Origin of the sequence: Streptomyces sp. NPDC093085 (assembly GCF_040683935.1) — a bacterium.
GTDB lineage: Bacteria > Actinomycetota > Actinomycetes > Streptomycetales > Streptomycetaceae > Streptomyces.
The window spans coordinates 239,057-258,829 of the sequence record NZ_JBFBFB010000002.1 but is presented as its reverse complement, the minus strand read 5'-3'; the positions used below and the strand labels follow the sequence as shown (position 1 = coordinate 258,829).

The window sequence follows — 19,773 nt, the reverse complement described above, 5'->3', positions numbered from 1 at the left end:
GCACCTCCCCGCCCCGTTCCCCTCCCCGGAAGGCCCCCATGCGATCCCCCCTCCGCGCACTGGCCGGTGTCCTCGCCGCCGGCGCGCTCGCCCTCACCGGCCTCGCCGCCCCGGCCACGCCCGCCGTGGCGGCCACCGCGCCGCAGGCCGCCGACTCCGGCACGCTCAAGGTCCTCACGTACAACATCGCCGGGCTCCCGCTCGGGCTCGGCCAGAGCAACCCCGAGGTCAACACCCCGCTCATCGGGCAGCGGCTGGGCCCGTACGCCGTCGTCAACGTCCAGGAGGACTTCAACTACCACGCCTCGCTGTACGCCAACGACACCCACCCGTACCGCACCCCCACCAGCGGCGGCGCGGCCTTCGGCGACGGCCTCAACACCCTCTCCGACCACCCCTTCGAGGACTTCGAGCGGGTCCGCTGGAACAACTGCACCGGCACCGACTGCCTCACCCCGAAGGGCTTCTCGCTCGCCCGGGTCCGGCTCGCCGAGGGCGTCTTCGTCGACCTCTACAACGTCCACACCAACGCCGACACCACGGACGCCGCGCTCGCCGCCCGGCGCGCCAACATCACCCAGCTCTCCTCCTTCATCCGGACCTACAGCGCGGGCAACGCCGTCATCGTCATGGGCGACACCAACACCCGCTACACCCGCACCGGCGACAACATCCGCACCCTCGTCGAGGAGAACGGCCTCACCGACGCCTGGGTGAAGCTGGTACGCGGCGGCTCGGCCCCGGCCCTCGGCAGCGACGCGCTGGTCTGCGACACGGTCGCGCCCACCGACACCTGCGAGGTCGTCGACAAGGTCCTCTACCGGGGCGGCCCGCTGGTCGGCCTCGACGCCACCGGGTACGCCAACCAGTGGCGAGCCTTCCTCGACCCCGCGGGCAAGCACCTCTCCGACCACTACCCGCACGCCGTCGACCTCAGGTGGTCGCTCCCGGCCGACCGGCGCGCCTCCGACTTCTTCGGCGGCCCGCACGGCACCGCCTTCAACGACGCCCGGCTCCTCCCGGCCACCCCGGCGCCCCGCACCCTCACCCTGCGCGGCGCCGCCCGGCTCGACTCCGTCGCCCTCGCCCTCGACGGCGGTACGGTCCTGAGCCACGGCGGTACGGGCGGCACCGCGGCCACGCTCACCCTGGCCGCCGGGGAGAACCTCACCTCGGTCAAGCTCTCCCAGGGCCAGAAGGACGGCCGTACCCGGATCTTCTCCGCCGCGTTCACCACGGACGCGGGCCGCACCGTCGCCGCCGGGACCGCGACCTCCGACACGGTGACCTTCACCGCCCCGGCGGGGTGGCGCATCGTCGGCTTCACCGGCCGCTCCGGCGACGAGATCGACAAGCTCGGCGTGGTCTACGCCCCGAAGTGACCGCGCTCTCCGCCTCGAAGGGCCTCGGACGGCCTCGGAACGACCGCGCTCGCGCGGCCGGGGCCGCCGGGCCGGGCACCGCCGCCCCTACCGCGACAGAGCGTCACGGCCCCTCGCGATGTGACGCCCTGTCACCTCCGTTCATCTCCGTTCATCCCTGTCCGGCCCCGGCGGCGGGCCGGCCCGGCGGCCCCGGCCGGCCCGCCGGTCCGGCGCCCGGGCGGGCCGCCCCGTCCCGTGATCCGGATGTGATCTTCATGTGATCCATCCCATCTTCAGACCATAGCCACAGAGTGTTACCTTTTCCCTTGTCACGAGACCCAGCGACAAGCCCCGGCTTGCTGGGCGGCAACCCTCCTTCTGCGGTGGGGTGCCCCGGGTGATGACACGGCTCCACCAGCACGCCGATGTGCCGGGGAGCAAGCGCGGACCTGTCACCCAGGTCCAGTACCTGTGACGGGAGCACAAGATGACAGCGGACGCGATGCCGTACGGCACGTCGTCACGGTGCCCCGCCCCGTCTGCCCGCCCGAAGCGCGGCCGGCGAACCACCACCCACGGGCCGGCGCGCCGTACGCACGCCACCCCGCACCGAGGAGTCCAGCCCTCATGAGACCTGCCCTCTCGCGCCCACGCGGGCGACGCGCCCTGCTCGCCACCGCCTCGGCCACCGCCGTCCTGGCCGCCGTCGCCGGGTGCAGCGTCGACACCGGCGGCTCCGGCTCCGGCTCCGGGGAATCCGGCTCCAAGGGCGAGACGATCACCGTCACGGCGTTCGCGGGCCCCTGGGGCGAGCTCTTCAAGAAGTCCTTCGTGGCACCGTTCGAGAAGGACACCGGCATCAAGGTGAACCTGGTCTACGGCGCCGACTCGGCCTGGCTGACCAAGCTGCGCGCCGCGGGCGGCAAGGACGCGCCCTTCGACGTCGTCGCCCTCACCCCCGGCTCCCTCCACCAGGCCGTCGGCGGCGGGCTCCTCCAGCCGCTCAAGACCGGCGACCTCACCCACTGGAAACAGCTCGACCCGGTCCTCACCCAGCAGTCCACCATCGACGGCGCCTCCTACGGCGTCCCGCTGACCACCGGCTCCAACGGCCTGCTCTACCGCACCGACAAGATCAAGCAGGCGCCCGAGGACTGGACCGACATCTTCGACAAGAAGTACTGCGGCCATGTCGCGCTGCCCCCGCTGACCTACAACGCCGGCCTGGAGTTCTTCTCCGCGCTGGTCTCCCAGGACGGCGGCAAGCTCTCCAATCCGGCCGATGTCGACAAGGCGTTCAAGAAGCTCGCCGAGCTGAAGGGGTGCGTCTCCGCCTACCCGGCCGACGCGGGCTCCGTCTCCACCGTCCTCCAGAACGGCGACGCCTGGATCGTGCCCTTCTGGGACGGCCGCGCCTTCGCCATGGCCCAGGAGGGCCAGCCGATCGGCTTCAGCTACCCCGCCTCCGGCGCCGTCGGCGCGCTGACCTCGTACTACGTACCCAAGGGCAGCGCCCACACCAAGGCCGCCTACACCTTCCTGAACTACCTCAGCGCGGCCCAGTACCAGAAGCCGTTCGCCGAGGGCACCTTCTACGGCGCGGGCAACGACCACATCGACTACAGCCCCGACTTCAAGAAGAAGGTCAAGTACGGCGAGGACGTCTACAAGACGTTCACCTGGGTCGACTACAAGACGGCGACCCCCAAGCTGAACGAATGGCAGCAGCGGTGGAACCAGATCTTCAAGTGACCGGGACCGACGAGACGGGAGCCGGGGCCGGGACCGACGGGGCCGGCCCCGGAGCCGCGCACATCGAGATCGAGGGCCTCGCCGCCGGATACGAGGGACAGCGCATCCTCGACGTCGACCGGCTCTCGATCCGGCGCGGCGAGTTCCTCTCCGTCCTCGGCCCCAGCGGCTGCGGCAAGACGACCCTGCTCAACAGCCTGGCCGGGTTCGTCACGCCCACCGCCGGCCGGATCACCCTGGACGGTACGGACCTCACCGACGTGCCCACCCACCGCAGGGGGCTCGGCCTGGTCTTCCAGAACTACGCGCTCTTCCCGCACATGACCGTCGCCGACAATGTCGCGTACGGCCTCAAGGTGCGCCGCACCGACCGTGCCGAGCGGGACGAACGCGTCGCCGAGTCGCTCCGCCTCGTCGGCCTGGAGGCGTACGCGGACCGACGGCCCCGCCAGCTCTCCGGCGGCCAGCAGCAGCGGGTCGCCGTGGCCCGCGCGCTGGCCACCCGGCCCGCCGTGCTCCTCCTCGACGAACCGCTCTCCAACCTCGACGCCAAGCTGCGCCGGGAGATGCGGGTGGAGCTCCGCGAACTCCAGCAGCGCCTCGGCATCACCATGGTCTTCGTCACCCACGACCAGGAAGAGGCGATGTCGCTCTCCGACCGGATCGCCGTGATGAACGGCGGCCGGGTCGAACAGCTCGGCACCCCCACCGAGGTCTACCGGACCCCCGCCACCCGCTTCGTCGCCGAGTTCATCGGCGCGGCCAACATCCTGGCGGGCACCGGCGGCGCCGACGGCTCCCTCGACCTGGGGACGGTACGGCTGGCCACCGGCCTGACCGCGCTGCCCGAAGGCGAACAGGTCACCCTCGCCGTACGCCCGGAACGCGTCACCCTCCGGGCCGCCGGGGCGGACGCCGCCGACGGCGTTCCGGACGGCGCGCCGGAGACCGACGCCGTGCCGGACGACGCGCGCGGCACCGGCATCGTCGGCTACCGCGCCTTCACCGGCGAGGCCTGGCAGGCCCAGATCGTCGTCGCCGAGGGCGTCGCGCTCAACGCCAGGACCGCCGGGGAGCCCCCGGCGGTCGGCGCCCGCGTCACCTTCGGCTGGGGCCCCGACGACGTCATCCTCCTCGGCACCGCGAAGGCCACGGCGGAGACAGCGCCCGCGAAGGAGGCGACGTCCGGATGACCGCGCCCGCCGCCCGGGCGCCGCGCCGGACGCGTGGGCTCTGGCCCGTCACCCCGGTCCTGGTCTTCCTGCTGGCCCTCTTCATCGTCCCGCTCGTCCGTGTCCTCGCGCTGAGCTTCCACGCCTCGGATCCCAACGGCTATCCGCTCGACGGGTTCTCGCTCACCCAGTACCACAGGGTCTTCACCGAGGCGTTCTTCTCCGAGTCCCTCTGGCACAGCCTGCTCACCTCGCTGCTGGTCACGGCCTTGTGCGTACTGCTCGGCTACCCCGCCGCGTACGCGCTCGCCCGGGCCCGCAAGGGCGTCGTCCGCACCCTGCTCTTCGTCGCGGTCGTCTCGCCCCTGCTCACCAGCGTCGTCGTGCGCAGCTACGGCTGGGTGGTGCTCTTCTCCGCCAACGGCGCGGTCAACCGGGCCCTCGTCGGACTCGGCATCCTCGACCAGCCGGCCCCCCTGCTGACCAGCTACCTCGTGGTGGTCGTCTCCGTCACCCATGTCCTGCTGCCGTTCGCGATCCTGCCGCTGACCACCGCGCTCGGCGGTATCGACGACAACCTGGCCCGCGCCTCGCGGAGCCTGGGCGCCGGTCCCGTCCGTACCTTCTGGAAGGTCACCGTGCCGCTCAGCCTCCCCGGCATCGCGACCGGCGCCACCGTCGTCTTCCCGCTCGCCATGGGCATCTACATCACCCCCCTGCTGGTCGGCGGCGCCAACCAGCCGCTCGCCGGGCTGCGCGTCTACTCCCAGATCACCAGCGTCTTCGACTACCCGGTGGCCGCCGCGCTCAGCCTCACCCTGCTCCTGCTGACCCTGCTGGGCGTCTCCGCCCTGGGCACCGGATTCCGCTTCTGGGAACGGAGACTCCATGGCTGACCAGGCCACCACCCCCGCCGCCCGCCGCACCTCCCCGCTGCTGCGCCGCGCCGGGCGGGCCGCCGCCCGGCTGCCCGCGCTCGCCGTCTTCCTCTTCCTGCTCGCCCCGCTCGCCGTCCTGGCGCTCTCCTCCCTCAACTCGACCAGCTCGCTGAGCTTCCCGCCCTCCGGGTTCTCCCTCCGCTGGTACACCGAGGTGCTCTCCTCCCCGGAGTGGCTGGTCTCCTTCCAGCTCAGCGGGGTCCTGGTGGTCCTCGTCGTGGTGACCACCGTCACCATCGGCACGCTCGCCGGGTACGGCCTGGTCCGCGGCGACTTCCCCGGCCGGGGCGTGCTCGCCGGGCTCGCCCTCGCCCCGCTGATGGTCCCCGAGATCATCATCGGGCTCGGGCTGCTCTACTACTTCCAGGGCCTCGGCCTGGTCAACACCCTCCCCGGGCTCTGGCTGGCGCACTCCCTGGTCGCGCTCCCCTTCGTCATCCGTACGGTGATGGTCAGCGCCCAGGCGCTCGACCCGACCCTGGAGCGCGCCGCCGCCACCCTGGGCGCCGGACGGGCCCGTACCTTCCTCACCGTCACCCTGCCGCTGCTGCGCCCCGGCATCCTCGCCGGGGCCGTCTTCGCCGCCGTCACCTCGCTCGGCGAGGTCGCCGTCTCGGTGCTCGTCTCCGGCTCCAACACCACCACCGTGCCGGTACGGATCTTCTCCGCCGTGCAGTTCCAGCTCGACCCGTCGGTGGCGGCCGTCTCCACCCTGCTGATGCTGGTCAGCGTGATCGTCCTGGTGGCCGTCGACCGGTTCACCAACTTCTCGGAGGTGCTCTGACCGTGCCCGCTGACCCCACCGCCGGAGCCCCCCGCCCGCGCGCCCGCGTCGGGATCGACGTGGGCGGCACCTTCACCGACTTCGTCCTCGCGGTGCCGGGCGCCGAAGGCGTCGAAGGCGTCGAAGGCACTGCCGGCGCGGACGGCACGGGCGGAGCCGACGGCGCGAGCGGTACGAGCGGCGCGCACGGTACGGCCGGGGGCGCCACCCTCCTCCACCACAAGCAGCCCAGCACCCCCGACGACCCGGCGCGCGCCGTCGCCGACGGGCTCGCAGCCGTCCTGGAGCGGGCCGGGCTCGGCCCCGCCGACCTCGCCGCCGTCACCCACGGCACCACCATCGGGCTCAACGCGATCATCCAGCGCCGGGGCGCCCGGATCGCCCTCGTCGTCACCGAGGGGTACCGGGACATCCTGGAGATCGGCCGCAGCCGGATGCCGTCCTCCTTCGACCTGCACGCGGCGAAGGAGGAACCGCTCGTCCCCCGGGACCGGATCGTCGAGATCCCCGCCCGGCTCGGCCCCGACGGCACCCCCGTCCACACCCCCACCGACGCCGAACTCGCCCGGGTCGCGGCCGAGTTGCGCGCCACCGACGCCGAGGCCGCCGCCGTGCTCGTGCTGCACGGCCACACCGACCCGGCCTTCGAGGCCGACGTCACCCGCCGGCTCGCCGCGCTCGTCCCCGAACTGCCGCTCACCTCCTCGGCCGCCATCTGGCCCGAGGTACGCGAGTTCGAACGCGCCCTGGTCACCTGCCTCAACGTCTACATCCAGCCGCTGATGCGCCGCTACTTCGACCGGCTCGAAGCGCTCCTCGACGGCCTCGGCGTCACCGCGCCCGTCTATATCGCCGCCTCCAACGGCGGCTCCCTGAGCCTCCGTTCGGCCGCCGAGCGCCCCATCGAGACCGTGCTCTCCGGGCCCGCCGCCGGAGTCACCGCCGCGACCCGGCTCGGCCGCGCCGCCGGGATCGGCCGGCTCGTCACCTTCGACATGGGCGGCACCAGCAGCGACATCGCCGTCGCCGTCGACGGCGAACCGGAGTTCGCCACCCACACCACCATCGGCGGCCTCCCGCTGATCCTCCCCGTCGTCGCCGTCAACGCCATCGGCGCGGGCGGCGGTTCGGTCGTACGGGCGGACGCGTACGGCGTCCTCAAGGTCGGCCCGTCCAGCGCCGGCGCCGACCCCGGGCCCGTCGCCTACGGGCGCGGCGGCACCCGCCCCACCGTCACCGACTGCTACCTCCATACCGGCGTCATCGACCCCGCCACCTTCCTCGGCGGCCGGATGACCCTCGACGCGCCCGCCGCCGCCCGCGCCCTCGGCCTGGTCGGCGACGGACTCGGCTTCACCACCGGCGATCCGGGCGCGGCGGCCGACCGTACCGCCGACGGCGCCCTGCGGGTCGCCACCGCGGGGATGGCCGTCGAACTCCAGAAGACCCTCGCCGGACGCGGCCTCGACCCCGCCGAGTTCACCCTCGTCCCGTTCGGCGGCGCGGGCCCCACCCACGCCGCCGTCCTCGCCGAGGAGGTCGGCATCCCCGAGATCGTCGTCCCGGCCGCCGCCGCCACCTTCTGCGCCCTCGGCGCGGTCGGCGCCGACCTCCGCCGCGACTTCGCCCGCAGCCTCCGCCGCGACCTCGACGAACCCGGCGTCGAAGCCCTCCGTACGATCCTCGCCGGACTGGAGCGGCGGGCCCGCGCCTGGCTCGCCGAGCAGGGCCCCGAGAGCGCACCGCCCGTCCTCACCCTCGCCGCCGACATGAGCTACCACGGCCAGGCGTACGAGCTGCGCGTACCGCTCCCCGAGACGCTCACCCGCGACGCCCTCACCGAGGCGTTCCACCAGGAGCACGAACGGCTCTACGGCTTCCGCGACCCGGCCGCCACCGTCCGCCTCGGCACCGCCCGCCTCGCCATCAGCGCGGCGGGCCCCGCCCTCGCCACCGCCCCGGCCGGCGCCGCCCAGGAAGGACCGCCGCCCGCCCCGGCCGGACACCGTCCCGTCCTGCTCGCCGGGGAGCGGGTGGCCGCCGCCGTCCACCGGCGCGACGCGCTGCGGCCCGGCCACACCCTCACCGGACCCGCCGTGATCGAACAGGACGACACCACCGTGCTCGTACCGCCCCGCTGGACGGCCACCGTCGACCCGCTCGGCAACCTCCGGCTCCGGCACACCTGAGCCCCGGCCCCCCCCGGCACCCCTGACGGCACGACCCACGGCAAGGCAAGGACGCACCCGACCATGAAGCTCGACCCGGTCACCCTGGAGATCATCGGCAACAAGCTCGGCGCGCTCACCGAGGAGATGTGCCTCACCCTCCAGCGCACCAGCCGCTCCCTGTACGTCAAGGAGACCGCCGACTTCTGCTGCGCGCTCGCCGGACCCGACGGCACCTTCACCGCCTACCCGCGCGGCATCGGCGTCTCCGGCTTCGTCGGCCTCGACGTCCGTACCGCCGTCGACCGGGTCGGCCCGCTGGAGCCCGGCGACGTCATCGTCACCAACGACCCGTACACCTCCGGCGGTCTCGCCACCCACCTCACCGACATCCAGCTCATCGAGCCGTACTTCCACGACGGCGAGGTCATCGGCTACGGCTGGGCGTTCATCCACTGCTCCGACATCGGCGGCCGGGTCCCCAGCAGCCTCGCCCCCACCAACCACGAGATCTACCAGGAGGGCCTGCGTATACCGCCGGTCAAGCTGGTGCGCGCCGGTGAGCCCAGCCGCGATGTCGCCGCCCTCCTCCAGGCCAACAGCCGCACCCCCGAGGCGAACGAGGGCGATCTGCGGGCCATGCTCGCCGCCCTCCGCACCGGCCGGGAGCGGCTCGCCCGGGTCATCGCCCAGCACGGCGCCGCCGATGTCGCCGCCGCCCACACCGACCTGGTCGAGCACACCGCCCAGCAGGCCACCGCCGCCCTCGCCACCCTCCGCGACGGCACCTACCGGTTCACCGACTACCTGGACGACGACGCGGTCTCCCCGGTGCCGGTACGGATCTCCGTCACCGTCACCCTCGACCGGGGCGCCCTCCACCTCGACTTCACCGGCACCGACCCGCAGGTCGACGCCGCCTTCAACATCGCCAGCCACGGCCGCGCGCACGCCTGGATCACCACCCGCGTCCTCGCCCTGATCTGCACCCTCGACCCGGCGATCCCGCTCAACGGCGGCCTCATCCGGCCCGTCACCGTCACCGCCCCCGAGGGCTCCGTCGTCAACGCGACGCCGCCCGCCGCCGTCGGCATCCGGCACGCCACCGCCTCCCGGGTCAACGACGCGCTCGGCGGCGCCCTCGGCCTCGCCGCCCCCGAGGTGCTCCCCGCCGCCAGCAGCGGCCTGGTCGTCCCCGTCGTCGTCGCCGAACACGCCTCCGGCGGCGGCCAGAACGTCCAGGTCCTCGAACCGATGGTCGGCGGCACCGGCGCCCGCGACGGCGCCGACGGCGTCGACGGCCGCGACAGCGGCATCTCCAACCTCGCCAACAACCCCGTGGAGACCGTCGAGACCGAGATCGGCGCCCGGATCGTCCGGTACGCGCTCCGCCCCGACTCCGGCGGCGCGGGCCGCTGGCGCGGCGGCTGCGGCCTCGAACTCGTCTTCGAGGTCCTGGGCGACGACAGCCGGCTCCTCGCCCGGGGCCTGGAACGGATGCGCTTCCGCCCCTGGGGCACCGCCGGCGGCGGCCCCGGCGCCCCCGCCGAACTCGTCGTCAACGAGGGCCTGCCCACCGAGGTCCGGTACGCCAAGATCGACATGGTGCCGCTCCGCCGGGGCGACACCGTCACCCTCCGCACCTCCGGCGCCGGCGGCTACGGGGACCCCTGGACCCGCGACCCGGGCGCCGTCCTCGCCGACCTCCGGCGCGGCCTGGTCACCGAGGAGGCCGCCGCCCGTACGTACGGAGTCGCCGTCACCCCCGGGCCCGACGGCCGCCCCGCGCTCGACGAGCCCGCCACCGCCGCACTCCGCCGCACCCCGCAGGAGCCGCCCGCCCCGGCCGGACCCGAGCGCGCCGCCTGGGACGCGGTGCACACCACCGAGGCCGCCGACCGGCTGATCGCCGCGCTCTTCCGGCTGCCCCCCGCCCGCCGCTACGCCCGCAGGGCCGCCGTCCACACCGCCGTGCTCGCCGCGCTCCCCGCCGGATTCCCGGTCACCGCCGCCTCCGCCGCCGACCTGGCCGAGGCCCGCGCCGAACTCGACCGGCGGACCACCGCCCTGGAGGAGGAGACCACGGCCTGACCCCGGCCCGGGCGGTGCTCGCTAAGCTGCTCCACCGAGCGCTCATCCGAAACAGTCAAACGAACACCCGGCTGACCGGATGAGCGAAGGTGGTGGCGCGGGGGCCAGAGCAAGGGGGCAGGGCGATATGCGGGAGCCGGTCGAACTCAGGCGGCAGCGGATCCTCGCGGCGGTGGAGTCGCGCGGCGCGGTCAAGGTCACGGTGCTCGCCGCCGAGCTGGAGGTCTCGGTGGTCACGGTACGCCGGGACGTCGAGGAACTGGCCAGGGCGGGCCGGCTGCGGCGCGGCCACGGCACCGCGCGCGCCCTCGGGGCCGCCGGGCCCCGTCCTGAGGCCGTACCGGACCCCCGGACGCCCGGACCCCCCGCCGAGGGCGGTGTGGTCGCCCTGGTCGTCCCCGAGCGCCACTCCTACCTGTACGAGGCGGTGCACGGCGCCCGGCCGGTGCTGGAGGCGGCCGGGTTCCAGATCGCCCTGCACATCGCCCCCAAGGTGCCCGGCGGCGAACGCCCCCTGGTGGAACAGGCGCTGGAGAGCGGCGCGCGCGGGCTGCTGATCGCCCCGCGCTGGCGCGGCGCGGCCGACGAGGAGGCCGACTACGGCTGGCTCGCCGCCACCGAGGTCCCGACCGTCCTCATGGAGCGCCGCCCCCGCCCCGGCAGCGCCCTGCACGCCCTCGACGTGGCCTGCTCCGACCACTGGTACGGGGTGCATCTCGCCGTCGACCACCTCGTCGGCCTCGGCCACCGCCGTATCGTCCTCGCCGCCCGCGACGACAGCCCCACGGCGCGGAGCGTCCGCGCCGCCTTCGCCGAGATCGCCGCCGCACGCCCGGAGGTGACCCGCTGGCCGGTGGCGCTCTCCGCCCCCGACGCGGGCCCCGCCCCCGGCGAAGGACCCGGCGGCGCCCCGCGCGACCGCGCCCCGCTCGACCTCGCCGCGCTGCTGCGCGAGCACGGCGCGACGGCCGCGGTGCTCCACGGCGACGTGGACGCCCTGATGCTCGTCCAGGCCCTCGCCGAACAGGGCGTACGGGTGCCGCAGGAGTGCTCCGTGGTGGCGTACGACGACGTGGTGGCCGCGCTCGGCTCCACGCCGCTGACGGCGGTCTCCCCGCCGAAGGCCGCGGTCGGCCGGGCGGCCGCCGAACTCCTGGTGCGCCGCCTCACCCTGGGCCCCGAGGAGGCCGGACCGGTGCGCCGGATCGAGCTGCTGCCGGAGCTGAAGGTACGCGGCTCCACCCAGCGCCTGGCCGCCGAGGACGCCGGGACCGGCACCGGGGACCGGGCCGGGGAGGGCCTGTCCGACGCCGTACCGGCCCCCGCTCCCGTCCCGGCTCCGATCCCCGCTCCGATCCCCGTACAGAAGTGAGCGTTTGACCGTTTCAACTTTCTTCTGAGCGATCTATTGACCATCTTTGATCAGCCGATCAGGATTCCCGTGTCTCGAACCGGAGCCGCGGGAGGCCCCCCCATGTCTGGTCGACAGAGCCGTCGATCCGTGCTGGCCACGATCGCCGCGCTGCCCCTGACAGGCGCCCTGGGCGCCTGCACCGGGGGCGGTACGGAGAGCCGATCGGGCCGTACGTCCACCACCGGCAGCAGCGGTGGAAAGAAACCCGTCCGCCTCACCTTCTGGTCCGCGCTCCGCGGCAGCCAGCCGGTCGTGGACGCGTTCAACAAGACCCACGACACCATCCAGGTCGATTTCCAGCAGATCCCCGGCGGGGACTCCGGCGGCTACGCGAAACTCAGCAACGCCGCCCGCGCGGGCAACGCCCCGGATGTCGCCACCCTCGAATACCCCCAGGTCCCCGGGTACGCCATCGACGGCGTCGCCACCGACATCACCGACCTGGTCAGCGAAGGACTGCGGGCCAAACTGCTGCCGCAGGCCCTGGGCCTGACCACCTTCGAGAAGCGGACCTACAGCCTGCCGCTCGACATCGAGCCGATGGTGATGCACTACCGCGTCGACCTCTTCGAGCGGTACGGCCTCGAAGTCCCCCGCACCTGGGAGGAGTTCGAGGCGCTCGCCAGAACCGTCCGGCGCACCACCGGCAACCGCCGCCTGGTGCTCTTCCCCACCGACGGCTTCACCCAGTTCGCCGCGTACTCCTGGCAGGCGGGCGCCCAGTGGTTCGACACCGCGGGCGGCGCCTGGAACCTCTCGCTCGCCGACGCCCCCACCCGCCGGGTCGCCGCGTACTGGCAGCGGCTGATCGACGAGGACCTCGTCTTCACCAACGGCGTCAACAGCCGGCAGAGCGACAACCAGATCGCCGAAGGACTGGTCCTGACCCGGCTCACCGGCGCCTGGGACGCGGGCGCCCAGATGAACGCCCGCCCCGGCCAGAAGGGCCTCTGGGCGATCGCCCCGCTCCCGCAGTGGGACGCCGCCAGGCCCGCCGTCGGCACCCACGGCGGCTCCACCTTCGCGGTCACCAAGGACTGCCGCCACCCGGAGGCCGCCCTGGAGTTCATCGAGTGGCAGATCACCCACCCCGACTCCCTCCGGGCCCGGCTCTCCAGCGGCACCAGCAGCCAGTACCCCGCCGCGCCCGGCCTGATCCCCGTCGGCCGGGAGGCCTTCGACCGGAGCTACTACAGCGGCCAGGACATCTACACCCTCTTCGAGGAGCAGGCGCACACGGTCCGCGACGGCTGGATCTGGGGCCCCCGCTCCAGCGCCACCCAGCGGGTCATGCAGGACGGGTTCGCCCGGGTGGGCGCGGGACAGAGCTCCCTGATCGAGGCGGTGCGCGCGGCCCAGGAAGGCACCATGCCGGACCTCAAGGCCCTCGGCCTCGCCACCACCCAGCACTCCACCTGACGCACGGCCACCGGACACCGCACCACCCGCACCACCCGGCTCCACCCACCCGGGCCCCGTCCCACCAGCATCCCCGCCCCCCAGCAGCAGAGAGGCAGGTGACCCTCATGAGCCACCCCGCGACCAGCCCCCTCGCCACCCCGGCGCCGCCCTCCTCCACCCCGTCCCGGTCCCGCGCCGGCGCCGCCCCCGGCGGCTCCCCGGGCGCCGCCCACCCCGCCAGGAAGTCGGCCCGCCGCCGGCAACTCGGCGCGGCCGGCGTCCTGATGACCCCGTTCTTCGCCCTCCTCGTCACGGTCTTCCTGATCCCCGTGCTGACCGCCGCCTGGCTCAGCTTCTTCAGCGAGGACCACCCGGGCCTCGGCTTCGCCGAGCGCCGCACCGTCTTCGTCGGCCTGCGCAGCTACGCCGCCGTCCTCACCGACCCGACCTTCCTCGGCAGCCTCGGCACCGTCGTCCTCTACAGCGCGATCTACATCCCGCTGCTGGTCATCGGCTCCCTCGTACTCGCGCTGCTGCTCGACTCCGGGGTGGTCCGGCTCCGCTCCTGGGCCCAGCTCGCGCTCTTCCTGCCGCACGCCGTGCCCGGCATCATCGCCGCCCTGATCTGGCTCTACCTCTACACCCCCGGCATCAGCCCGGTCATCGCGCTCTTCGCCCGGGGCGACATCACCATCGACTTCCTCGGCTACCACACCGTGCTGCCGTCCATCGTCAACATCGCGCTGTGGAGCAACATCGGCTACAACATGGTCGTCTTCTACGCCGCGCTCCAGGCCGTACCCCGCGAGATCATCGAGGCCTCCGTCGTCGACGGCGCGGGCCCGGTCCGTACCGCACTCCAGGTCAAGACGCCGCTGGTGCGCTCCTCCATCGTGATGGTGGCCATGTTCACCCTCATCTTCGCGCTCCAGCTCTTCACCGAGCCCATGCTGATGAGCTGGTCCACCCCGATGATCAACGCCCGCTTCTCGCCCAGCATGTACATCTACGACGCGGCCTTCACCCGCAACAACTACAGCCTGGCCGCCGCCGCCTCCGTCATCCTGCTCCTCTTCACCATCGCCCTCTCCTACGGTGTCACCCGCTGGACCAACCGCGCCAACGCACCGGAGGAGGCCGCCCGATGAGCGCGACGACCACCGCACCCCGCACCCCACCCGCCGTCACCCCGCGGAGCGGCCCCCCGCGCACCCCCCTGCTGGGCCGCTCCGTCGTCAACCTCGTCGTCGGTGTCTCCGCCCTCTACACCCTGCTCCCGGTCCTCTGGCTGGTCCTCGCCTCCGGCAAGAACCGCGACGCCCTCTTCAAGAGCGACCTGCTCTCCGCCGGCAACTTCTCCTTCGTACAGAATCTGAAGGACCTGTTCGCCATGGACGAGGGGCTCTACGTACGGTGGTACGGCAACAGCCTGCTGTACGCGGTCCTCGGCGCCGCCCTCGGCGCCCTGATCTCCATCGCCTGCGGCTACGCCTTCGACAAGTACCGCTTCCCCCACAAGGAGAAGCTCTTCGGCCTCGTCCTCGCCGCCGTGATGGTCCCGCAGACCGTCCTCGCCCTGCCGCTCTACCTGATGGCCTCCGGCACCGGCCTGGTCAACACCTTCTGGGCGGTCTTCATCCCCGTCCTCTTCAACCCCTTCGGCGTCTACCTCGGCCGGATCTTCAGCCAGGGCTACGTCCCCGACGAGGTCCTCGAAGCGGCCCGGGTCGACGGCGCGGGCGAACTCACCACCTACGCACGGGTCTCCCTGCGGATGCTCGGACCCGGCCTCGTCACCGTCTTCCTCTTCCAGCTCACCACCATCTGGAACAACTTCTTCCTCCCGATGGTGATGCTCTCCGACCAGAAGCTGTATCCGGTCAGCCTCGGCCTCTACACCTGGAACAGCTCCGCCTCCGTCTCCCCCGAGTACTACCCCGTGGTGATCATCGGATCGCTCCTCGCGGTCCTCCCGCTGATCCTCGCCTTCGTCCTGCTCCAGCGCTTCTGGAAGTCCGGCCTCACCGCCGGCTCCGTCAAGTAGCGGCCCGGGCCAGGGGCCCGGCCCCGTCAGGGGCCGCCGCCCCGTCCCACCCGTACCAGGAGAGAGATGCCCCCCACCCCCATCGCGCCCACCCCCGCGCCCGCCCGTCCGCGCGCCGCGCTCGCCATGTCACCCCAGGCCGCGCGGGCCGTCCTCGACCCCGCCACCCTGACCCGGCTCGGCGAGATCTGTGACCTCACCCCACCTCCCGTCCTCGACGACCTCACCACGGCACGGGCCCGCGCCGCCCTCGCCGACGTGGAACTCCTGATCACCGGCTGGGGCTGCCCGCCCCTGGACGAGACCGTCCTCGCCGCCGCGCCCCGGCTCCGCGCCGTCGTCCACACCGCCGGCACCATCCGGGGCCATGTCACCGAGGCCTGCTGGGAGCGCGGCATCGAGGTCTCCTCGGCCGCCGCCGCCAACGCCCTCCCCGTCGCCGAGTACACCCTCGCGATGATCCTGCTCTCCGGCAAACGCGTCCTGGAGCGCGCCCGCGAGCTGCGCGCCACCCACGACCGGGGCGACTGGCTCGCCGTCCCGCCCCACCTCGGCAACTACGGCCGCACCGTGGGCATCCTCTCCGCCTCGCTGATCGGCCGCCGGGTCATCGAACTCCTCCGCCCGTACGACCTGGAGATCCTCCTCCACGACCCGTATGTCGACGACGCCGAGGCCACCGCGCTCGGCGCCCGCCCCGTCGGCCTCGCCGAACTCTTCGCCCGGAGCGACGTCGTCTCCGTCCACACCCCGCTGCTCCCCGCCACCCGGGGCCTCGTCAGCCGCGAACTCCTCACCTCCATGCGCCCCGACAGCGTCCTCGTCAACACCTCGCGCGGCGCCGTCGTCGACCAGGACGCCCTCACCGATGTCCTGCGCGCCGACCGCATCCGGGCCGTCCTCGATGTGACGGACCCCGAGGTACTGCCCCCCGGCCACCCCCTGTGGGAGTGCGAGAACGCCACCATCACCCCGCATCTCGCGGGCTCCCAGGGCAACGAGATGCGCCGGCTCGCCGATCTGGCGGTCGGCGAGGTCACCCGCTGGGCGGCGGGCGACGCCTTCGTCCACCCCGTACGACGCGAAAGGCTGGCCTTCCTCGCATGACCGCACCCCACCCCACCCCCCTCGCCACCCCGACGCCCCTCGCCTTCGAACTCCCCGCCGAGGACCGGACACTGAGCCCGCGCACCGGCTGGACCCGCGCCCACTGGGAGGCCACCGCCGACGGACTGCTCGCCGCCGCCTGGCGGTGGGCCACCCCCGGCGGCGCCCTCCTCGACCTCCCGGGCCGCCCCTCCCGCTCCGGCGTCCGCTCCGACGGCCTGGAGGGGTACGCCCGTACGTTCCTCGCCGCCGCCTTCCGGGTCGCGGGCGCGGGCGGCGCCGACCCGCACGGCTGGCTCGACCGGTACGCCGACGGGCTCACCGCCGGGACCCGTACCCCCGGCCGGGACGACACCGAGTCCTGGCCGCTCATCCTCGACCACCATGTCCAGGGCCAGCCCATGGTCGAGTCCGCCTCCGTCGCGCTCGGCCTCCGGCTCACCGCGCCCTGGCTCTGGGAGCGGCTCGACCCCGCCGTCCAGGACCGCGCCGAGGAGTGGCTGCGCGGCGCCCTGCGCCACACCCCGGCCCCCAACAACTGGTATCTCTTCCCCTACACCGTGGCCGGCTTCCTGGAATCCGTCGGCCGGGGCGACGGAGAGACCGCGCGCGCCCGGCACCGGGCGCTCGACCTGCTGGAGGGGTGGTACGGCGGCGACGGCTGGTACGCCGACGGCGACAGCCGCGCCTACGACCACTACAACGGCTGGGCCCTCCACCTCTATCCGACGCTCGACGCCCATCTCGCGGGCGACACCGAACAGTTGGCCCACCACGGCGCCCGGCTCCGGGCCCATCTCGACGGCTTCTCCGCGCTCTTCGGCGCGGACGGCGCCCCGCTCCACTACGGCCGCTCGCTCACCTACCGGTTCGCCGCCTCCGCCGCCGTCGGCCTCGGCGCCGTCACCGGCCACACCCCGCTCACCCCCGGCGCCTCCCGGCGGGTGGCGAGCGGTGCGGTGCGGTACTTCCTCGACCGGGGCGCGACCGGCGACGACGGGCTGCTCGGCCTGGGCTGGCACGGCCCGTACGACGCCACGCTCCAGCCGTACTCCGGCCCCGCCTCCCCGTACTGGGCCTCCAAGGCGTTCGTCGCGCTCCTCGCCCCCGAGGACCACCCGCTCTGGAAGGATCCCGAGGAGCCCGCCCCCAGCGAGGGCCCCGACCGGGTGCTCGCCCTGCCCGTACCGAACCTGCTGGTCCAGTCGACCCGCGCGGACGGCCTGGTACGGCTGCACAACCACGGCACCGACCACATCCGCCCGCACGAGGGCGAGGCGGGCGTCCCCGACGACCCGCACTACAGCCGGTACGCCTACTCGACCGCCACCGGACCCACCGCCGCCGACAACACCGCCGACAACCATCTGGCGGTCGAGATCGGGGGCCACCGCAGCGCCCGGCGCCGGATCCACCCGCTCGGCGCGGGCGGCGGGGACGGCTGGGGCTGGGCGGCCTCCTGGCACCGCCCGGTCCACCCGGCGGGCCCGCCCATGGTGCCGGGGCTGCGGGTGGAGAGCGTCACGGTGGCCCGGGGCCGGTACGAGCTGCGGGTGCACCGGGTCGTCGGCGCCCCGCCCGGCGCGCTGCTCCGGGAGACCGGCTGGGCGACCGGCCCCGGCCAGGAGGTGCGGTCCGCGCTCCACCCCCTGTACGGCTGGACCGCAGGACCCGGCGAGCCCCGGGCCCCGCACGGAACGGCGTACACCCGCTGGGCGGTGGTCCCCGAACTCACCGGCCCCGCCGAGGGCACCGCCCTCTTCGCCGCCCTGGCCACCCTCACGGCGGAGCCGGACGCGGCGCCGCTCGCGGCGGCGGTGGACGGGGTCACGGTGGACGGCGGGACGGTCGAGGTCCGCTGGGCCGGTGACGGCAGCCGCACCCGGATCGCCTTCGGCCCGCTCACGGTCGAGCACGGCTGACACCGCGTCACGCGCCCCGCCGGTGTGCTCCGGCGGGGCGCGTGACCGGGTGGGCCGGAGCCGGGCGGGTCAGGCGTTCTTGACGAGGGCGATGTACCGGTCCCAGTCCCAGTACTTCCCCGGGTCGGTGTGGGTGGCGTTCGGCACCTCGCTGTGCCCGATGATGCGCGCGCGGGTCTTCGGGATCCCGTACCGGTCGCAGACGGCGGCGGTGAGCCTCGCCGAGGCGGTGTAGAGCGCGTCGGTGAAGTACTCGGGCCTGTCGACCCACCCCTCGTGCTCGATACCGATGGAGCGGGTGTTGTAATCCCAGTTCCCGGCGTGCCAGGCGACATCCTTCTCCCGGACGAACTGCCCGATGTACCCGTCGGCCGACGCCACCATGTAGTGCGCCGAGACCTTCTTGGCCGGGTTCTGGAAGATGTCCCGCGCGTCCGGGAAGGTCTCCTGCGTCACATGGATCACGACGAAGTCGACGGGGTACTCCGTCGGGCGCGAGGCGACCGTGTAGTTGGAGGTGCTGGCCGGGATCCAGTGGGTCGGCGGATAGGCGACCGCCGCACCGGCGGAGGCCCCGGCCGCGTACGCCGCAGGGGCGCGTACGGCGCCGCCGGCCGTGAGCCCGAGGGCGGCGGCGCCGAGAAAGGCGCCGGAGGTCAGCAGTCCCCGCCGGGAGAGCGCGGCGCCGCCCGGAGGAACCGGGGCGTGGGCGGGCTCATGGGGCGGGGTGGAGCCGTGAGATGCCATGGAAGTCTCCCGAAATCCGTTTGCCGTGGGGGGAATTGACGCGCGTAGCGGGATCTCCTCCAGAGTGGCTGACCGGCAGGTTCATGCCAATAACTCGTTGGCAAAGAAAGAAACCCCCCGCCGGTCTGGACCTCTGGCCGACGCGGCGTGTCCCCGGGCCCGGCGCGGCCGACCGGGCCCGGGGACACCCTGCCGGGACGCTGCCCACGCCGGGGGAGTGCCACGCGGTCACCGCCCCGGGATGGCCCGTACGAGCGGCCCGGCGCCCCCGTGTTCGGATCGCGGCGGACCCGGTACGGGGCCACCCGACCCCGCGCGCCGGGCCGCGCCCCCGATGCGTAATACTCCCCCCATGGGATCGAGACTTACCCGCCCGGGGGGCGGGGCCCGCGCCGCCGCCGTCACGGTGCGGCGCGCCACCGCCGGGGACGCCGGCCGCCTCACCCGGCTGGTCCGCCGCTCCGGCGCCTACCGGGCCCCGTACGCCTCGATGGTCGCCGGATACCGGGTGGGCCAGGGGTACATCGAGAACCACGAGGTTCATGTGGCCACCGGTGCCGAAGGCCGGATCCTCGGCTTCTACGCGCTCGTCCTCGACCCGCCCGAACTGGACCTGATGTTCGTCGCCGACGACGCGCAGGGCCTCGGCATCGGCCGCCTCCTCGTCGCCCACCTCACGGAACGGGCGTACGCGGCCGGGCTCGACGCGGTACGCGTGGTCGCCCACCCGCCGGCCGAGGGCTTCTACCGCGCCGTCGGCGCCCACCGCACCGGCACGGTCCCGGCCACCCCGCCCGCCGTGCCCTGGGACCGCCCCGAACTGACCCTCCCCGTCGGCCCGGAGCGGACCGACGGGGAGGGGTAGCCCC

Annotated in this window: 15 protein-coding genes and 1 riboswitch; of the genes, 14 read left to right on the top strand and 1 reads right to left on the bottom strand. The window is 73.8% G+C overall.

What is annotated here, in order from left to right:
* Positions 1 to 38 precede the first annotated feature (38 nt).
* The 13 genes from AB0O07_RS07830 to AB0O07_RS07770 all read left to right on the top strand — a co-directional run bounded on the left by AB0O07_RS07830 (position 39) and on the right by AB0O07_RS07770 (position 18,157).
* Positions 39 to 1,382: a jacalin-like lectin gene (locus AB0O07_RS07830; RefSeq protein WP_365628674.1), complete on the top strand. Its 1,344-nt coding sequence runs from the start codon at positions 39 to 41 to the stop codon at positions 1,380 to 1,382.
* Positions 1,383 to 1,691: 309 nt separating this feature from the next.
* Positions 1,692 to 1,814, top strand: a riboswitch (SAM riboswitch).
* Positions 1,815 to 1,991: 177 nt separating this feature from the next.
* Positions 1,992 to 3,116, top strand: a complete 1,125-nt coding sequence (locus tag AB0O07_RS07825; protein ID WP_365628671.1) for an ABC transporter substrate-binding protein — start codon at positions 1,992 to 1,994, stop codon at positions 3,114 to 3,116.
* Positions 3,113 to 4,309: an ABC transporter ATP-binding protein gene (locus AB0O07_RS07820; protein WP_365628669.1), complete on the top strand. Its 1,197-nt coding sequence runs from the start codon at positions 3,113 to 3,115 to the stop codon at positions 4,307 to 4,309. The genes AB0O07_RS07825 and AB0O07_RS07820 overlap by 4 nt, the downstream gene beginning before the upstream one ends.
* On the top strand, positions 4,306 to 5,184 hold the full coding sequence (locus AB0O07_RS07815) for an ABC transporter permease (protein ID WP_365628666.1): 879 nt from the start codon (positions 4,306 to 4,308) through the stop codon (positions 5,182 to 5,184). The genes AB0O07_RS07820 and AB0O07_RS07815 overlap by 4 nt, the downstream gene beginning before the upstream one ends.
* Positions 5,177 to 6,010, top strand: a complete 834-nt coding sequence (locus AB0O07_RS07810) for an ABC transporter permease (protein WP_365628663.1) — start codon at positions 5,177 to 5,179, stop codon at positions 6,008 to 6,010. The genes AB0O07_RS07815 and AB0O07_RS07810 overlap by 8 nt, the downstream gene beginning before the upstream one ends.
* A 2-nt stretch (positions 6,011 to 6,012) precedes the next feature.
* On the top strand, positions 6,013 to 8,199 hold the full coding sequence (locus tag AB0O07_RS07805; protein WP_365628660.1) for a hydantoinase/oxoprolinase family protein: 2,187 nt from the start codon (positions 6,013 to 6,015) through the stop codon (positions 8,197 to 8,199).
* Between the two features lie 63 nt (positions 8,200 to 8,262).
* Positions 8,263 to 10,269 carry a hydantoinase B/oxoprolinase family protein gene (locus AB0O07_RS07800; protein ID WP_365628657.1) on the top strand — a complete coding sequence of 669 codons (2,007 nt, stop codon included), beginning with the start codon at positions 8,263 to 8,265 and terminating at the stop codon, positions 10,267 to 10,269.
* Between the two features lie 127 nt (positions 10,270 to 10,396).
* The gene (locus tag AB0O07_RS07795; protein ID WP_365628654.1) at positions 10,397 to 11,641 is read left to right on the top strand and encodes a substrate-binding domain-containing protein; all 1,245 of its coding nucleotides are present in this window, start codon (positions 10,397 to 10,399) and stop codon (positions 11,639 to 11,641) included.
* Between the two features lie 102 nt (positions 11,642 to 11,743).
* Positions 11,744 to 13,102: a sugar ABC transporter substrate-binding protein gene (locus AB0O07_RS07790; RefSeq protein ID WP_365628651.1), complete on the top strand. Its 1,359-nt coding sequence runs from the start codon at positions 11,744 to 11,746 to the stop codon at positions 13,100 to 13,102.
* Positions 13,103 to 13,209: 107 nt separating this feature from the next.
* A complete protein-coding gene (locus AB0O07_RS07785) occupies positions 13,210 to 14,232 on the top strand; it encodes a sugar ABC transporter permease (protein WP_365628648.1) in 1,023 nt (340 codons plus the stop codon).
* On the top strand, positions 14,229 to 15,128 hold the full coding sequence (locus AB0O07_RS07780) for a carbohydrate ABC transporter permease (RefSeq protein WP_365628645.1): 900 nt from the start codon (positions 14,229 to 14,231) through the stop codon (positions 15,126 to 15,128). The genes AB0O07_RS07785 and AB0O07_RS07780 overlap by 4 nt, the downstream gene beginning before the upstream one ends.
* Before the next feature lie 66 nt (positions 15,129 to 15,194).
* On the top strand, positions 15,195 to 16,235 hold the full coding sequence (locus AB0O07_RS07775; RefSeq protein WP_365628642.1) for a hydroxyacid dehydrogenase: 1,041 nt from the start codon (positions 15,195 to 15,197) through the stop codon (positions 16,233 to 16,235).
* Entirely contained in the window at positions 16,232 to 18,157 is a 1,926-nt protein-coding gene (locus AB0O07_RS07770; protein ID WP_365628639.1) for a DUF2264 domain-containing protein, read from the top strand. The genes AB0O07_RS07775 and AB0O07_RS07770 overlap by 4 nt, the downstream gene beginning before the upstream one ends.
* A gap of 69 nt (positions 18,158 to 18,226) precedes the next feature.
* On the opposite strand, the gene AB0O07_RS07765 is transcribed toward AB0O07_RS07770, so the two are convergent.
* The gene (locus AB0O07_RS07765; RefSeq protein ID WP_365628636.1) at positions 18,227 to 18,904 is read right to left on the bottom strand and encodes an N-acetylmuramoyl-L-alanine amidase; all 678 of its coding nucleotides are present in this window, start codon (positions 18,902 to 18,904) and stop codon (positions 18,227 to 18,229) included.
* A gap of 352 nt (positions 18,905 to 19,256) precedes the next feature.
* Between AB0O07_RS07765 and AB0O07_RS07760 the strand changes: the two genes are divergently transcribed.
* Positions 19,257 to 19,769 carry a GNAT family N-acetyltransferase gene (locus AB0O07_RS07760; RefSeq protein ID WP_365628633.1) on the top strand — a complete coding sequence of 171 codons (513 nt, stop codon included), beginning with the start codon at positions 19,257 to 19,259 and terminating at the stop codon, positions 19,767 to 19,769.
* Positions 19,770 to 19,773 lie beyond the last annotated feature (4 nt).

Coding starts and splice junctions, on each gene's coding strand:
- AB0O07_RS07765 (WP_365628636.1), bottom strand. CDS start 18,904: ATGGCATCTCACGGCTCCACCCCGCCCCATGAGCCCGCCCACGCCCCG.
- AB0O07_RS07760 (WP_365628633.1), top strand. CDS start 19,257: ATGGGATCGAGACTTACCCGCCCGGGGGGCGGGGCCCGCGCCGCCGCC.
- AB0O07_RS07810 (WP_365628663.1), top strand. CDS start 5,177: ATGGCTGACCAGGCCACCACCCCCGCCGCCCGCCGCACCTCCCCGCTG.
- AB0O07_RS07795 (WP_365628654.1), top strand. CDS start 10,397: ATGCGGGAGCCGGTCGAACTCAGGCGGCAGCGGATCCTCGCGGCGGTG.
- AB0O07_RS07775 (WP_365628642.1), top strand. CDS start 15,195: ATGCCCCCCACCCCCATCGCGCCCACCCCCGCGCCCGCCCGTCCGCGC.
- AB0O07_RS07800 (WP_365628657.1), top strand. CDS start 8,263: ATGAAGCTCGACCCGGTCACCCTGGAGATCATCGGCAACAAGCTCGGC.
- AB0O07_RS07825 (WP_365628671.1), top strand. CDS start 1,992: ATGAGACCTGCCCTCTCGCGCCCACGCGGGCGACGCGCCCTGCTCGCC.
- AB0O07_RS07815 (WP_365628666.1), top strand. CDS start 4,306: ATGACCGCGCCCGCCGCCCGGGCGCCGCGCCGGACGCGTGGGCTCTGG.
- AB0O07_RS07830 (WP_365628674.1), top strand. CDS start 39: ATGCGATCCCCCCTCCGCGCACTGGCCGGTGTCCTCGCCGCCGGCGCG.
- AB0O07_RS07770 (WP_365628639.1), top strand. CDS start 16,232: ATGACCGCACCCCACCCCACCCCCCTCGCCACCCCGACGCCCCTCGCC.
- AB0O07_RS07790 (WP_365628651.1), top strand. CDS start 11,744: ATGTCTGGTCGACAGAGCCGTCGATCCGTGCTGGCCACGATCGCCGCG.
- AB0O07_RS07780 (WP_365628645.1), top strand. CDS start 14,229: ATGAGCGCGACGACCACCGCACCCCGCACCCCACCCGCCGTCACCCCG.
- AB0O07_RS07785 (WP_365628648.1), top strand. CDS start 13,210: ATGAGCCACCCCGCGACCAGCCCCCTCGCCACCCCGGCGCCGCCCTCC.